We start from the raw sequence: 14,617 nt of genomic DNA, 5'->3' as shown, positions 1-14,617 counted from the left end.
CCACTACCCCTTTAACCGGTTTAAGTCATCGACTTGAATACTCTGTCGTGTACGAAATAAAACGATCACTATCGCTAAACCGATAGCCGCTTCGACAGCCGCTACGGCAAGTATAAAAAAAACAAATATTTGTCCTGCTAAATCCGCAAAAAAATGCGAAAATGCAATAAAATTGATATTCACAGCCAGTAATAATAATTCGACACACATCAGCAAAATAATTATATTCTTCCGATTAATGATCAATCCGAGTAAACCTATACTGAATAAGGTCGCCGCAAGTATTAGATAATAATTTAACGGAATCATTTTTTTTTCTCGGTTGGCATTTTTATAATTCGTAAACGATCCGAAGGTTTAATTTTTAATTGTAATTCAGGTGAGATCGCCTTGTTCAACCGTTTTTCACGGAAACTCAAGGCAATCGTGGCAATAATACCCACCAATAATAAAACACCAGTAATTTCAAATGGATAAGCATATTGCGTATAGAGAACATTCCCTAAAGCCTGTGTATTACTCTCGTTAGCCGCTAAGGGGATCAGTATTTTGTTTCCCGTCAGTGGGAATACGGCGTCGATCAATAAGGCCAATAGAATCAATACACCCAAAACCGCCCACACTAAATAGGGAACAAAACCATATTGTTTTTCAGTTTTATCCAGATTTAAGGTCATGATAACAAATAAAAAAAGTGTCATGACGGCACCTACGTACACTAAAATCAAAATCAGACCCAAAAATTCCGCTTCTAAGAGTATCCATAACGCCGCCGCAGAAAAAAAAGTCAACACTAAAAATAAAGCACTGCGCACTGAATTACGTGAAATAATTGTCATTAACGCTGAAGTAATCAGTACCCCAGCAAAGATAAAAAATACACACGATTGAATAGAAATCATCATAACAAAACGTTCACTATTTTTATATCCAACAGGGCACTCATAATTAAAGAATACGTTCGTTTAACGGTAAGGTGCATCTTCTGCTCTCTCTTTAGCTATCTGCTTCTCATAGCGATCTCCAATCGCTAACAACTTTTGTTTCGTCATAATTTGTTCACCGCGATTTTCAAAATGATAATGTGGAATATTTGTTTCGACGATAGCGTCTACTGGACAGGATTCTTCACAAAATCCACAATAAATGCATTTAAATAAATCGATCTCATATAAGGTTGTTCGTCTGGAACCATCTTCGCGTGGCTCTGCTTCAATCGTAATCGCCAATGCAGGGCATACCGCTTCACATAATTTACACGCAATACACCGTTCTTCGCCATTCGGATATCGACGCAATGCATGTAAACCGCGAAATCGAACAGAACGTGGCGTTTCCTCTTCAGGAAATTGTAGGGTCACTTTTTTCTTAAAAAAATAACGGCCCGTCACACCTAAGCCTTTAAAAAGTTCCCATAGCGTAAATGTTTTAATCCATTGGATTATTTTTCTTAATATATTCATGCGCTAAACCAAGGACCCCATTTAAATTGTACTGCAATGGCTATAACGGTTATCCACAGTAACGTCACTGGAATTAACACTTTCCACCCTAAACGCATTAATTGATCGTAACGATAGCGGGGGAAGGTTGCACGTGACCAAATAAAAAGTCCCAAAAAACCCATCATCTTGATAAAAAACCAAAGGATACCCGGAATCCACGCCAATGCCCCTTCTAAAAATGGAATACCTTGAAAAGGTGATAACCATCCTCCTAAAAACAATAAACTGGCCACTGCTGAGATCAAAATCATATTCATATACTCAGCAAGAAAAAATAAGGCGAAACTGACACCAGAATATTCAACATGAAAACCCGCGACAATTTCTGATTCTCCCTCGGCTAAATCAAACGGTGCACGATTCGTTTCAGCAATCCCAGAAATCCAATAACAGATAAAGAGAGGCAATAACGGCAACCCATACCAATGCCAAATTCCCCCTTGTTGGCGCAACACAATATCCTGTAGATTCATACTACCCGCAGCTAACAAAACGCCGACAAAAGCAAACCCCATCGCAATTTCATAGGAGATCGTTTGAGCGGCTGCGCGCAATGAGCCGAGTAAAGCATATTTTGAATTGGTCGCCCATCCCGCAATTAATATTCCATACACACCCAACGATGTCATCGCAAATAAATAAAGTACTCCGGCATTAATTTGAGTTAACGCCAACCCTTCACTAAAGGGAATAACAGCCCATGCTGCTAATGCCGGTGCAATGGTAACCACCGGCGCTAAAATAAATAGATAACGATTCGCCGCCGTCGGTACAATGATTTCTTTGGTAATCAGTTTAATGACATCTGCAATCGGTTGTAAAAAGCCTAAAGGCCCCACCCGATTGGGTCCAATACGCGTTTGTATGTAACCGATGCCTTTCCGTTCAATAAACGTTAAATAAGCCACAACCAATAACAAAGGAACCGTTATAATAACAATCTTAATGATTATCCAAAGTAATAATAGAAAATCATTCAACATAAAGTATCACCTCGCCAAATGATTCACCTAAAGTTTCGGTTTGTTCGCAACCTGCAGGAATATAAACACAATTATCAGGGATATCCGCTTGTATCGATAAAGGTAATAATGCTTCTCCTCTCCCTTGTTCAATACGAACCCATTGACCTGGCGTAACCTTTAATTCGTGCGCTAATGCTGCATTCATCACAATACGAACGGGATGATGAGGATTACTTGCAGACACTTGTAAAGCTAACGCGCGGCGCACCACACTATCCACGCCATAAAGAGACCATTCACTGATACGTTGTATTTTCTTTTTACTCGGGAAATCGTGGGTCTGTTTTTGTTTTAGTTTTTGTTCTCCTCGTTCCCCCATCGAAGGCGTAGCAAAATATTCTAAAAGGAATGGTTCTAATTTTTCGCGAATAAATGCATGATCAGAACGGTTAAATGCTTCTAACGCCAAACGATTCCCTACTGTCTGCAAAATCTCCCATCCTGAGCGGGCTTGCTCTATCGGCGGTATTGCTGCGGAAAATGTCTGCCAACAACCCCCCATGTTGATAAAACTTCCTTCAATCTCAGCAAAGCTTGCCATCGGCAAAATAACATGCGCATGTTCCAGTAAAGATTTCGCTTTAAAAGGTGATAGTGCTAAAACAAAATCAGCCTGTTTCAAGGCGTTGCTCACGCGTTGCGGATTTGCACAATCTAAAGTGGGTTCAATATTTAATAAAATAAATGCACGTAAATCGGCATTAAACATTTCCGCTGCCGCTAAACCAGGCTTCGTTAAAGAAATCCCACCCGGTAACCGATGAGGTACGGCACCGGCTAACCACGCGCCCATACTATTTGCACCTTCCGTAAAATAGATGCAACGCGCACCTGTCCGTTGTGCAATAAAGTGCGTTAATTCTCTTATTAAACTGGCCTGTGGATGATTATGTGCGAGCGCGCCTAAAACGATGAGTGCATTTTTTGCAGATTTTAATTGATGAACAACATCACTTTTTACAGAAATCGCTGTAAAATCAGAAAAAGCAGCCAAGGATTGAGGATCACCCACTGCGTTTGCGATACCTAATAACGTAGGCACGAGAGCATCCGGAGACACCTGTTTATTTTCAGACAATGAAAAAGGGACCTGAATATCCACACAATGCAAACTCGCTATTTTTGCACCGGCTAAACTTGCTTTCCGTAAACGATGTGCTGCAATGGGCTGCTCACGTCGAATATTGGATCCTATCAACCACACAAACGTTGCTTTTTCAAGTTCCGTTAAACGAATTCCTGGCGGACACAGTGTTGCCTGCATTTGATCCGACACATCAATTTGATGTAAACGATGATCAATATGTGATGTTCCCAAACTCCGTAATAATTTTTGAAAAAAATAAAATTCTTCAGTCGTGCAAGAAGGTGATGCTAATCCCCCTATCGCTTGTGAATCCTGTGTTTTCAATAGTTGTTTTAATTCGTTTACGACTTTCGTTAACGCGGTATCCCAATCCACACTAACCCACCGGCCTTTTTCTTTAATGAGCGGTTTTGTCAAGCGATCCTTACTATGAATGCCCAAATAACTATAGCGATCTCTATCCGATAACCAGGTTTCATTGATCGCTTCATTTTCACGTGGAACAGCGCGCAGAACTTGTCCCCGACGGGTATGTAAATAGATGTTTGAACCACAACAATCATGGGGTGCTATCGATGCGGATTGTTGTAATTCCCACGCGCGTGCTTTAAATCGAAAAGGTTTCGAGGTTAATGCGCCCACCGGGCACAAATCAATGATGTTTCCTGATAATTCTGATTCCAAACTATGTTCGATATAGGTGCTAATTTGTAAATCTTCGCCACGATTTAACGTACCTAATTCTTTTATACCGGCAATTTCCTGACCAAAACGTACACAACGCGTACATTGAATACAACGGGTCATCTCCGTTGAAATCAACGGTCCAAGATTATCGTCTTTGACAGAACGTTTACCCTCGGTAAATCGGGACAGTGAGGAACCATAACCCAAAGAAAGATCCTGTAATTCACATTCACCGCCTTGATCACAGATAGGACAATCTAACGGGTGATTAATGAGTAAAAATTCCATAACCGCCCGTTGTGCTTCTTTTGTTTTGTCCGATGTTGTGTAAACTTTCATCCCGGCTGTCACCGGTGTTGCACACGCGGGTAAAGGTTTCCCAAATTTTTCAACGTCAACTAAACACATCCGGCAATTAGCCACAATAGATAATTTTTTATGGTAACAAAAACGTGGAATGTAAATACCTGCTTTATCGGCCGCTTCAATAATTGTTGTATTTTGTTCAACGCGTAATAGTCGACCGTCTATTTCAATATCTATCATTTCTCTCCGCCCCTACCTTATTTTTACTCATGCGGATCACCCACTGGACAGCGCTTATGTTCAATATGTTCAATAAATTCACTTCGAAAATGCTTAATAAAGCTTTGTACTGGCATTGCCGCTGCATCGCCTAAGGCGCAAATGGTATGCCCCATAATTCTTCCTGCTACGCTCTCTAATAAATCCAGATCACTTCTCTGCGCATGACCTTGTTCAATCCGATGTAATACACGCCACATCCATCCGGTTCCTTCACGACAAGGCGTACATTGACCACAGGATTCTTCTTTATAAAAATGCGCAATACGCGTTAAAACTTTCACCATGCACGTGGTTTCATCCATCACAATAACAGCACCTGAACCTAACATCGAACCTGCTTTGATTATTGAGTCATAATCCATTGCGGTATTCCACATCGCTTCTGCGGTGAGTACTGGCATCGATGACCCCCCTGGAATAACAGCTTTTAACTTTCTATTTGCTTTCATCCCGCCTGCCAGTGCAAGTAATTCCTTAAAGGGAATACCTAAAGGAACTTCATAGTTACCGGGTTTATTCACATGACCTGTCACACTAAATAATTTACAACCACCATTATTGGGTTTACCCAGTTCTAAAAACCATTGCCCGCCTTTTTGTAATATCACGGGAACCGACGCTAACGTTTCTGTATTATTAATCGTCGTAGGACAACCATACAAACCATAATTCGCTGGAAAAGGAGGTTTAAAACGCGGAAAACCTTTCTTTCCTTCTAAAGATTCCATTAAAGCAGTCTCTTCACCGCATATATAAGCACCCGCACCTCGATGATTATAAAGCTGAAAATCAAATCCTGACCCTATTATATTTTCGCCGAGCCACCCTGCTTCGTATGCTTCAGCGAGTGCCGTTTCACAACGTTCAAAAGGTTCATCGTATTCACCGCGTATATAGTTGTAGCCGACAGTCGCTCCCATCACATAACCTGCAATCGCCATTCCTTCAATAAGCTGATGTGGATTAAAGCGCAAAATATCACGATCTTTACAGGTTCCTGGCTCACCCTCGTCAGAGTTACATAAAATGTATTTTTGACCTGGCGCATTACGGGTAATAAAACTCCATTTCAAACCCGTCGGAAAACCTGCTCCACCACGCCCCCGCAAACAAGAACGTTTCAATTCTGCGATAATCTGCTCAGGAGGTGTTTTTTCTTTTAAAATTCTTTCCCAAACTTCATAACCACCCACACGCCGATAATTCTCGAGACTCCACGGTTTATCAAAATGTAACGTTCGAAAACAAATATCATTGGCCATCTAAACCATCCAAGATTTTATCTAATTTTTCAGGCGTTAACGTTTCATAATAACGGTGTCCGATATGGACGACCGGTGCATTGGCACACGCACCTAAACATTCAACTTCTCGTAACGTAAATTTTTTATCCGCCGTCGTTTCGCCCAGATTAATGTTCAAACGCGTTTGTAAATGCTTGACGATTTTGTCACAACCACTCAACATACACGAAATATTGGTACATACACCAATCTTATGCCGGCCTACCGGTTTGAGTTCATAAAGCGTGTAAAAGGTGGCAACCTCATAGGCCGTAACACGGGACATTGCTAAATAGTCAGCAACTGCATCAATTAAATACTGCGATAAATAACCCCCATTATATTCCTGCGCTATTGTCAACGCCTGCAATATGGCAGACTGTCGACGAGTCGATGGATATTTCTGGATCCATTTATCAATTGCCTTTTTTAATTCTTCAGGCAATGGTTCATTTTTATTTGTAACGTGCTTCATCGATCAATTTCACCAAATACAATATCAAGACTGGATAATATGGCGACGAGATCTGCAATCATGTGTCCGGAAACCAATTCATTTAAAGCGGCCAAATGTGGAAACCCCGCGGAACGTATTTTAACGCGATAAGGTTTATTGGCACCATCCGATACCATATAAATTCCAAATTCACCTTTAGGGTGTTCTATGGCCGCATAAACTTCACCAGGCGGCACACAATAACCCTCACTAAAGAGTTTAAAATGATGAATAAGCGATTCCATATCTTCTTTCATTTGCAATCGCGTTGGAGGTACTATTTTATGTTTTTTCAACGTCACAGGACCTGGATTAGCGCGTAACCAGCCCACACATTGCTTAATTAACGCATTGGATTGGCGCATTTCTTCGACACGCACCAGATAACGATCATAACAATCCCCGTGTTTACCGATGGGTATATCAAAATCTAATTCATCATAGACCTCATAAGGTTGTTTCTTACGTAGATCCCACGCAACACCAGACGCGCGTAAAATAGGCCCTGTACAACCGAGCTGTAACGCACGTTCTGCTGATAATACACCGATACCCACGGTCCGTTGTTTCCAAATACGGTTATCCGTCAGTAACGTTTCATATTCATCAATCAATTGAGGAAACCGTGTGACGAAATTTTCAATAAAGTCCAACAAACTCCCCTCACGGTTCGCATTCATCTCACGGATTTCTTTTTCATTATGCCATTGTGAAGGTTTATATTGCGGCATTTTATCGGGCAAGTCGCGGTATACGCCACCCGGTCTATAATAAGTAGCGTGCATCCGTGATCCTGATACCGCTTCATAACAGTCAATGAGATCTTCACGTTCACGAAAACAATATAAAAAAACAGTCATCGCGCCAATATCTAACGCATGTGCACCTAACCAAAGTAAATGATTCAAAATACGTGTAATTTCATCAAACATCACCCGAATATATTGCGCGCGTTTCGGCGGTGTAACCCCTAATAATTTTTCGATGGCTAACACATACGCATGTTCATTACACATCATCGAAACATAATCTAAACGATCCATGTAACCAATACTTTGATTATAAGGTTTCGATTCCGCCAATTTTTCAGTTGCACGATGCAATAAACCAATATGCGCATCCGCTGACTGAATCACTTCTCCATCTAATTCTAAGATCAAACGCAATACACCATGTGCAGCGGGATGCTGTGGGCCAAAATTTAAGGTGTAATTACGTATTTCAGGCATTTAAAATTTACTCTGGTTTTTTATGAAAACACGTTAAAATCGCTTCATTCTTCGTTTTGCGAATTGTTTTTGGAACTAAAGTCCGATGTTTTATCGTAACCGGTTGATAAACCACCCGGCCTTTCGTTGCATCATAACGCACTTCAACATGTCCCGTTAATGGAAAATCCTTACGGAAAGGATGGCCGACAAACCCATAATCGGTTAATAGGCGTCGTAAATCAGGATGGCCATCAAAAAAAACACCAAAGAGATCGAACGCTTCTCGTTCATACCAATTGGCCGCTGGCCATAATTTAATGACTGACGGTACTTGAGGTGGTTCACCTTGCGCAAAAATTCGTAATCGTAAACGTTGATTATGCGTCAGTGATAACAAATGATAAACGACAGCAAATCGGGGCTTATTCCAATTAATCGGATGTAAATCGCCTGTTTTATCAACGCCACGCTCAAACCCAGTCAACGTGGATTGTTCCGTTGTCCATTCACTGACACCATATTCGGCATAATCGACGACACAAACATCAACTAATAATTCAAATTTAAAATCCGCTTCATCCCGTAATGCCAAGCCGACTTCCTTTAATTTTTCAGCAGAAATTTCTAAATTAATTTCATTCCGCGCAACTGCTATTTCTTGAATAACCGAATTAAAGCGCTGATTTAACTTTTGGAGTTGCGAAACGACGTCTGACATCTTAAGTACGCTCAATAAAGTGATTTTTTTTTATTTTATTTTGCAACTGGATGACGCCATAGACTAAAGCTTCTGCAGTTGGAGGGCAACCGGGCACATACACATCAACCGGGACAATTCTATCGCATCCACGCACCACGGAATAGGCGTAATGATAATATCCTCCCCCATTCGCACAAGAACCCATGGAAATAACCCAACGCGGTTCTGCCATTTGGTCATAAACCTTGCGTAACGCCGGTGCCATTTTATTACATAAGGTCCCTGCAACAATCATCACATCGGACTGCCGAGGGCTTGGACGAAATACGACACCAAATCGATCGAGATCATAACGCGACGCGGCTGAATGCATCATCTCTACCGCGCAACAGGCCAAACCAAATGACATCGGCCATAACGATCCACTACGCGCCCAGGCAAGCAACTTATCGAAGGAGGTGGTAAAAAACCCTTGTTGCTGTAATAAGGATTCTATTCCCATTGTAAAGCCCCTTTTTTCCACTCGTATACAAAACCGAGTAATAATAAACTTAAGAAAATTCCCATGGCCAGTAAACCCGGTAAACCGATGTGCCGTAAAGAAACAGCCCAAGGAAACAAAAAAGCAGTCTCTAAATCAAAAATAATAAATAAGATAGCCACTAGATAATAACGAACATCAAAAGGTAAACGTGCATCACTCATCCCTGGGAACCCACATTCATAGGGTGATAATTTTGCCCAATCAGGACGTTGTAAACCGGTTAAATATCCCATGGATAAGGCAGCGACACCCAGAAAAAGACCAAAAACAATAAAGATAAGAATTGGAAAATATTGCTGTAACATCGTTTTTTAATTACCTCAGCGAATTTCCACGCTAGTATACAACCTTCATTAGGGGAAATTCTATATACAAATCTATTTTTTAATGCTACACGGCCAACACAAAAGAAAATCAGTGATTTCATTTAAATGCATACAAGCATCTTCAAAAATCTTCGAAATTTAAAATGGGACTAGGATTTAAATTTAATAAATGATAGCATCATAAAGTGATAGAAATTTTTAAGGAAAATAAAATGAATATTAAACCGGATTACTATTTATCACCTCTTTTTTTTGCGCGATCTTCTTTATCCACATGCGACGTTGATTTAGTCAAAAAAACGCTTGCTCGTATTTTCCGTCCTTTTAAAGAAAATACCAATGCGCTTGAACCAAGCAGGTTAGCGGATATGCTGAATCATTATATCGACGGATGCAATAACGCTTTTTTAGCTAGTGAACGTATCCGCCTTTTTTTACTAGCCAGTTTTATTGCAAGTACAACTATCTCATTTATTGCACTTTCAATAGTACCTATAAGTACACTGAGTGTGAGTTTAGTTTGCATCCTATCACTTTTATTACTTTCAACTAATTTTTTTATTTTGTTGAATCAAATACACGGTTATCATCAAGAAAGCAGTTGGGGTATGCTCAAAAAATATTATTCAGATTATACGAAAAACCTATACTCAAAAAAATTCAACCAAAATTTAACCTCTTCACAAGAAAAAATTTATAATTCCACGGCTTCTTTTTGCCTATTCACGCCTCAAAAAATACGTCTAGCCGATCATTTTAAATATAGTACCCATGCCGATGCTTCAACGTTTAATGCTCACCTCGTTCAGAACAATGAAGACGCTTATCAGCCGAATCCATGCTATCAGCCGCTTTAAAATGCAATGAATGAAATTCCTCAATAAGCATTGGATTCAATTATTTTTAAAATACGCTAAAACTACATTATACGATCGCTTTACAATCTATTTAAAATAGGACTAAACTTTTAATTTTTTTCGCTATTAGTTTGCATTATGCTGAAATGGGACACTCGACAATACTTTACATTTATTTTATTTTTATTTTTATTTCGCAACAGTTATGCCCTTGGAAATGACGTTTGTCATCCGATTGTCAACAACAACCAACAGCACTACATCATTGCCTACGGCTCGCTCATAGAAACGAACTCTAAGAATACCACCTCTCAGGATAGCGGTGTTAATCAACCCGTTTGGGTTGACAATTATCAACGAGGTTGGCTTTCTAAAGGTTTATCCTCTAGTTTAAGTACGACGTATCTCGCCGTCATTAAAAATAAAAAGAGCCGTTTTAATGGCACTATTTTTCATGTATCGAATACCCACGCATTCAAAAATTTTGACGCAAGAGAAAAATATTATTGTCGTGTTTCTGTTCCTGCACGCACTGTTCATTTATTAAGTGGGAAAAAATTACCTCAAGGTCATTTTTGGATCTATGAGCTCAAGCCCGAATTTCTTGCCTCCCCTTCATCACATTATCCTATTGTTCAATCTTACGTTGATATTTTTTTGTCGGGTTGTCTAGAAATAGAAAAAAAATACCATTTGAAACACTTTGCCATGCACTGTATCAAAACAACGACCGATTGGTCCAATCATTGGGTCAACGACAGAATTTATCCACGCAGACCTTGGGTACATCAACCCCACGCTTTAAAAATTGATGCCTTATTGGAGCAACAAATCCCCTATTTTTTTCAGCACATTAAAGTAGAAAGTTAATTTTAAAAAGATATAAGCAAAATTAACTTTTTTAATGAAAATTAAAACGACAGCTTTAATAACGAAAGACGTTGATGACGTGTGAGCGCCAATTCAATTAAATGCGTCAGCAACGATGTGTAAGCAATTCCTGAGACCTCCCATAATCTTGGATACATACTTATTTTAGTAAACCCAGGAATTGTATTCAGTTCATTAAAGTAAATTTTTTGGGATCGTTTTTCAATGAAAAAGTCGATCCTAGCCATTCCTGAACAATCCAAACCGTTAAATAACTCGATCGCTAAGCGTTTTATTTGTTGCAACTGACTATTCTGTAACGAAGCGGGGATAATCAACTGTGCCCCCTTCTCATCCAGATATTTTGCCTCGTAAGAATAAAACTCATGACGGGGAATAATTTCACCTATCTGACTCACATAAGGTTCAGCACCCCACTTTTGATTTTCCAATACAGCGATTTCCACTTCGCGCACTTCAAGGGCTTTTTCAACTAACACTTTAGTACTGTAAGTAAAAACCAGCTCAATGGCATTCTCTAAATCAGTATCTTTTTTTATTTTCGTAATGCCTAAACTTGATCCACCATTCACTGGCTTTATAAAAAGCGGATAACCTATTTCTTGTCTAATTTGTTGGCTATATAACGACTTATTTCTTAGCCAATGACCCGAATTAAATGCTAAAAAAGGAACGACAGGAATATGTGCAGCACACGCTAAACGTTTGGAGACCACTTTGTCCATACCCACCGCTGAACCTAATACATCTGCACCAATATAGGCGATATCCATTAGATCCAATAAACCTTGAATTGTACCATCTTCCCCTAATGCACCATGTAAGACAGGAAAAACAACATCATAATGCCCTTTCTTATCAACCATTAATTCAGCCAATCCAGAAAACGACTGCGCGTTTTCAGTTTCTAGCAAGATAGTATCCCCTGAATATAAAGATTGCAGTTGATTAACAAAACAACGACCTTGTTTATCAATGCCAATCGGAATGATAGAAAATTTACGCTGATCTAAATTTTTAATCACAGCCGCAGCAGAAAGCAAAGAAATCTCATGCTCTGCAGAAAAACCACCATAAAGTACGGCTACTTTCGTTTTAGTGCTTTGTTCTAATTGCATAAAGCGTTATCTCTTATCTCAAGTCTTAAACTAATAAGCTAACACGATAAAATTATTATAAACAGACTCATAAGAAAAATCTTGGGTTTTAAATTGAGTTTGTAAGCGAGTTTGTAACATAAAGTACAAATAAAGCAAAAGTGAAATTATTGTAATAATCAAGTATGTTGCTTTTCGAGGCAAATTGTTTTTGAGTAGTGGAGTGTACTAGAGTACATGAGCAACGGAAAAAACAATTTAACAACGAAATAAAGCAACAGATGCCGATTATAAAGAAAAAACCCGCGATTAGCGGGTTTTTGTGTATCAAGTAGCCTGGCAATGCCCTACTTTCCCATGGGGGAACCCCAAAGTATCATTGGCGCAGAATAGTTTCACGACTGAGTTCGGAATGGGATCAGGTGGTACCTATTCGCTAAGGTCGCCAGGCATTCATTTTGCGCCACTGCTAAATTAAGTATTTGATGAATAGCTGCGTTGTCGTCTTTTTTGCGGTACTCATTTACTCATGAGTAAACTCCGTTCCTAAAAAAGACGACGCCTTGCTCTTCAGTCAAATCCCTTCTTTAGCAGTGGCGCGAATCCGTTAATCTTTTAACTTTCGCTAATCTTTACATTAGCGGAAATCTTTAACAAAAAAAAATCTGTAAAAAGTAGTTTGTAGATATGCTTTATTCAACTGAAGTCATCCTAAAGAATAACCAGTAGGATTCTCAAATTAAGCCACACGGTCAATTAGTATGGGTTAGCTCAATACATTACTGTACTTACACACCCCACCTATCTACGTCGTCGTCTTCAACGGACCTTGAGGAGGATTAAATCCTCGGGAGATCTTATCTTGAGGGAGGTTTCCCGCTTAGATGCTTTCAGCGGTTATCCTGTCGGTACGTAGCTACCCGGCTATGCTTCTGGCGAAACAACCGGACCACCAGCGGTACCTCCACGCCGGTCCTCTCGTACTAGGCGTAGCTCCTCTCAAATCTCCAGCGCCCACGGCAGATAGGGACCGAACTGTCTCACGACGTTCTGAACCCAGCTCGCGTACCACTTTAAATGGCGAACAGCCATACCCTTGGGACCTGCTTCAGCCCCAGGATGTGATGAGCCGACATCGAGGTGCCAAACACCGCCGTCGATATGAACTCTTGGGCGGTATCAGCCTGTTATCCCCGGCGTACCTTTTATTCGTTAAGCGATGGCCCTTCCATTCGGAACCACCGGATCACTATGACCTGCTTTCGCACCTGCTCGACGTGTTTGTCTCGCAGTCAAGCACCCTTGTGCCATTACACGCAATGCGCGATGTCCGACCGCGCTGAGGGTACCTTCGTGCTCCTCCGTTACTCTTTAGGAGGAGACCGCCCCAGTCAAACTACCCACCATACACTGTCCCCAAACCCGATAAGGGCCCTAGGTTAGAACTTCAACGTTAACAGGGTGGTATTTCAAAGGTCGGCTCCACGAATTCTAGCGAACTCGCTTCAATGCCTCCCACCTATTCTACACAGTTAAATTCAAAGTCCAGTGTAAAGCTGTAGTAAAGGTGCACGGGGTCTTTCCGTCTTGCCGCGGGTACGCTGCATCTTCACAGCGATTTCAATTTCACTGAGTCTTGGGTGGAGACAGTGTGGCTGTCGTTACGCCATTCGTGCAGGTCGGAACTTACCCGACAAGGAATTTCGCTACCTTAGGACCGTTATAGTTACGGCCGCCGTTTACCGGGGCTTCGATCCGCAGCTTCACCTGCGCTGACATGACTTTTGAGCTTTATTTTCGAATTATTTTTCTTTCTAATTCATTGTCAAAAGCCATCTCAGCGCAAGTTAACTACTTCAATTAACCTTCCGGCACCGGGCAGGCGTCACACCCTATACTTCCTCTTTCGAGTTCGCAGAGTGCTGTGTTTTTGGTAAACAGTCGCAACCACCTGATTATTTCAACCTCCCTCAGCTTGTGGGGTATACCCACTCACCAAAAAAGGTGCACCTTCTCCCGAAGTTACGGTGCCAATTTGCCTAGTTCCTTCACCCAAGTTGTCTCATCGCCTTAGTATTCTCTACCTGTCCACCTGTGTCGGTTTGCGGTACGGTTCCTATAGACCTGAAGTTTAGAGAGTTTTCCTGGAAGCAGGGCATTAATTACTTCATCGTTAACCGAGGTTAACAACTCGTCATCACGTCTCGAGATTAACGAAACTCCGGTTTTTCCTAGAGTCTCTCTCTACTCGCTTAAACCGGAACTACCAGTCTCCGGCTAACCTAGCCTTCTTCGTCCTCCCATCACAATCTATAAAAGT

At 40.8% G+C, this 14,617-nt stretch carries 14 protein-coding genes and 2 rRNA genes (1 of these 16 cut by a window edge); 2 read left to right on the top strand and 14 right to left on the bottom strand.

The window, feature by feature from the left end; genetic code table 11:
* Positions 1 to 3: 3 nt before the first annotated feature.
* The 11 genes from nuoK to ndhC all read right to left on the bottom strand — a co-directional run bounded on the left by nuoK (position 4) and on the right by ndhC (position 9,431).
* The gene (nuoK, locus tag RICGR_RS03045; protein WP_006034902.1) at positions 4 to 309 is read right to left on the bottom strand and encodes an NADH-quinone oxidoreductase subunit NuoK; all 306 of its coding nucleotides are present in this window, start codon (positions 307 to 309) and stop codon (positions 4 to 6) included.
* Complete coding sequence (locus RICGR_RS03040; protein WP_006035357.1) at positions 306 to 902, bottom strand: NADH-quinone oxidoreductase subunit J; 597 nt, start codon at positions 900 to 902, stop codon at positions 306 to 308. Before RICGR_RS03040 ends, nuoK begins: the two co-directional genes overlap by 4 nt.
* Before the next feature lie 63 nt (positions 903 to 965).
* Positions 966 to 1,463 carry an NADH-quinone oxidoreductase subunit NuoI gene (gene nuoI / locus RICGR_RS03035; protein WP_006035970.1) on the bottom strand — a complete coding sequence of 166 codons (498 nt, stop codon included), beginning with the start codon at positions 1,461 to 1,463 and terminating at the stop codon, positions 966 to 968.
* Positions 1,460 to 2,488: an NADH-quinone oxidoreductase subunit NuoH gene (nuoH, locus tag RICGR_RS03030; protein ID WP_006035930.1), complete on the bottom strand. Its 1,029-nt coding sequence runs from the start codon at positions 2,486 to 2,488 to the stop codon at positions 1,460 to 1,462. Before nuoH ends, nuoI begins: the two co-directional genes overlap by 4 nt.
* Positions 2,478 to 4,850, bottom strand: a complete 2,373-nt coding sequence (gene nuoG / locus RICGR_RS03025; RefSeq protein WP_006035008.1) for an NADH-quinone oxidoreductase subunit NuoG — start codon at positions 4,848 to 4,850, stop codon at positions 2,478 to 2,480. Before nuoG ends, nuoH begins: the two co-directional genes overlap by 11 nt.
* Before the next feature lie 23 nt (positions 4,851 to 4,873).
* Entirely contained in the window at positions 4,874 to 6,154 is a 1,281-nt protein-coding gene (gene nuoF / locus RICGR_RS03020; RefSeq protein WP_006035593.1) for an NADH-quinone oxidoreductase subunit NuoF, read from the bottom strand.
* Positions 6,144 to 6,650 carry an NADH-quinone oxidoreductase subunit NuoE gene (gene nuoE / locus RICGR_RS03015; protein ID WP_006035151.1) on the bottom strand — a complete coding sequence of 169 codons (507 nt, stop codon included), beginning with the start codon at positions 6,648 to 6,650 and terminating at the stop codon, positions 6,144 to 6,146. The genes nuoF and nuoE overlap by 11 nt, the downstream gene beginning before the upstream one ends.
* On the bottom strand, positions 6,647 to 7,900 hold the full coding sequence (locus RICGR_RS03010; RefSeq protein WP_006034679.1) for an NADH-quinone oxidoreductase subunit D: 1,254 nt from the start codon (positions 7,898 to 7,900) through the stop codon (positions 6,647 to 6,649). The genes nuoE and RICGR_RS03010 overlap by 4 nt, the downstream gene beginning before the upstream one ends.
* Positions 7,901 to 7,907: 7 nt before the next feature.
* Complete coding sequence (locus RICGR_RS03005) at positions 7,908 to 8,600, bottom strand: NADH-quinone oxidoreductase subunit C (protein WP_006035631.1); 693 nt, start codon at positions 8,598 to 8,600, stop codon at positions 7,908 to 7,910.
* Between the two features lies 1 nt (position 8,601).
* Positions 8,602 to 9,084 carry a NuoB/complex I 20 kDa subunit family protein gene (locus RICGR_RS03000; protein ID WP_006034987.1) on the bottom strand — a complete coding sequence of 161 codons (483 nt, stop codon included), beginning with the start codon at positions 9,082 to 9,084 and terminating at the stop codon, positions 8,602 to 8,604.
* On the bottom strand, positions 9,075 to 9,431 hold the full coding sequence (gene ndhC, locus RICGR_RS02995) for an NADH-quinone oxidoreductase subunit A (protein ID WP_006035419.1): 357 nt from the start codon (positions 9,429 to 9,431) through the stop codon (positions 9,075 to 9,077). The genes RICGR_RS03000 and ndhC overlap by 10 nt, the downstream gene beginning before the upstream one ends.
* A 233-nt stretch (positions 9,432 to 9,664) precedes the next feature.
* Between ndhC and RICGR_RS02990 the strand changes: the two genes are divergently transcribed.
* Positions 9,665 to 10,309 carry a hypothetical protein gene (locus RICGR_RS02990; protein ID WP_006035114.1) on the top strand — a complete coding sequence of 215 codons (645 nt, stop codon included), beginning with the start codon at positions 9,665 to 9,667 and terminating at the stop codon, positions 10,307 to 10,309.
* A 138-nt stretch (positions 10,310 to 10,447) separates the two neighbouring features.
* On the top strand, positions 10,448 to 11,179 hold the full coding sequence (locus tag RICGR_RS02985; RefSeq protein WP_006035882.1) for a gamma-glutamylcyclotransferase: 732 nt from the start codon (positions 10,448 to 10,450) through the stop codon (positions 11,177 to 11,179).
* Between the two features lie 41 nt (positions 11,180 to 11,220).
* Here RICGR_RS02985 and RICGR_RS02980 read toward each other — a convergent pair whose 3' ends face one another.
* The 3 genes from RICGR_RS02980 to RICGR_RS02970 all read right to left on the bottom strand — a co-directional run.
* On the bottom strand, positions 11,221 to 12,318 hold the full coding sequence (locus tag RICGR_RS02980; RefSeq protein ID WP_006036017.1) for a D-alanine--D-alanine ligase family protein: 1,098 nt from the start codon (positions 12,316 to 12,318) through the stop codon (positions 11,221 to 11,223).
* A gap of 313 nt (positions 12,319 to 12,631) precedes the next feature.
* Positions 12,632 to 12,747 (bottom strand): 5S ribosomal RNA (rrf, locus tag RICGR_RS02975).
* A 285-nt stretch (positions 12,748 to 13,032) separates the two neighbouring features.
* Positions 13,033 to 14,617, bottom strand: a 23S ribosomal RNA gene (locus RICGR_RS02970); it runs 1,414 nt beyond the window's last position.

Source organism: Rickettsiella grylli (genome assembly GCF_000168295.1).
GTDB lineage: Bacteria > Pseudomonadota > Gammaproteobacteria > Diplorickettsiales > Diplorickettsiaceae > Aquirickettsiella > Aquirickettsiella grylli.
Note: the sequence above shows the minus strand (reverse complement) of the source record. Positions and strands in the feature narration are given on the sequence as shown.

Bases quoted from the DNA above. Each gene is read 5' to 3' on its own strand.
- nuoG (WP_006035008.1), bottom strand. From the start codon at position 4,850: ATGATAGATATTGAAATAGACGGTCGACTATTACGCGTTGAACAAAAT.
- nuoF (WP_006035593.1), bottom strand. From the start codon at position 6,154: ATGGCCAATGATATTTGTTTTCGAACGTTACATTTTGATAAACCGTGG.
- RICGR_RS02990 (WP_006035114.1), top strand. From the start codon at position 9,665: ATGAATATTAAACCGGATTACTATTTATCACCTCTTTTTTTTGCGCGA.
- nuoE (WP_006035151.1), bottom strand. From the start codon at position 6,650: ATGAAGCACGTTACAAATAAAAATGAACCATTGCCTGAAGAATTAAAA.
- RICGR_RS02980 (WP_006036017.1), bottom strand. From the start codon at position 12,318: ATGCAATTAGAACAAAGCACTAAAACGAAAGTAGCCGTACTTTATGGT.
- ndhC (WP_006035419.1), bottom strand. From the start codon at position 9,431: ATGTTACAGCAATATTTTCCAATTCTTATCTTTATTGTTTTTGGTCTT.
- RICGR_RS03010 (WP_006034679.1), bottom strand. From the start codon at position 7,900: ATGCCTGAAATACGTAATTACACCTTAAATTTTGGCCCACAGCATCCC.
- nuoI (WP_006035970.1), bottom strand. From the start codon at position 1,463: ATGAATATATTAAGAAAAATAATCCAATGGATTAAAACATTTACGCTA.
- nuoH (WP_006035930.1), bottom strand. From the start codon at position 2,488: ATGTTGAATGATTTTCTATTATTACTTTGGATAATCATTAAGATTGTT.
- nuoK (WP_006034902.1), bottom strand. From the start codon at position 309: ATGATTCCGTTAAATTATTATCTAATACTTGCGGCGACCTTATTCAGT.
- RICGR_RS03005 (WP_006035631.1), bottom strand. From the start codon at position 8,600: ATGTCAGACGTCGTTTCGCAACTCCAAAAGTTAAATCAGCGCTTTAAT.
- RICGR_RS03000 (WP_006034987.1), bottom strand. From the start codon at position 9,084: ATGGGAATAGAATCCTTATTACAGCAACAAGGGTTTTTTACCACCTCC.
- RICGR_RS02985 (WP_006035882.1), top strand. From the start codon at position 10,448: ATGCTGAAATGGGACACTCGACAATACTTTACATTTATTTTATTTTTA.
- RICGR_RS03040 (WP_006035357.1), bottom strand. From the start codon at position 902: ATGATTTCTATTCAATCGTGTGTATTTTTTATCTTTGCTGGGGTACTG.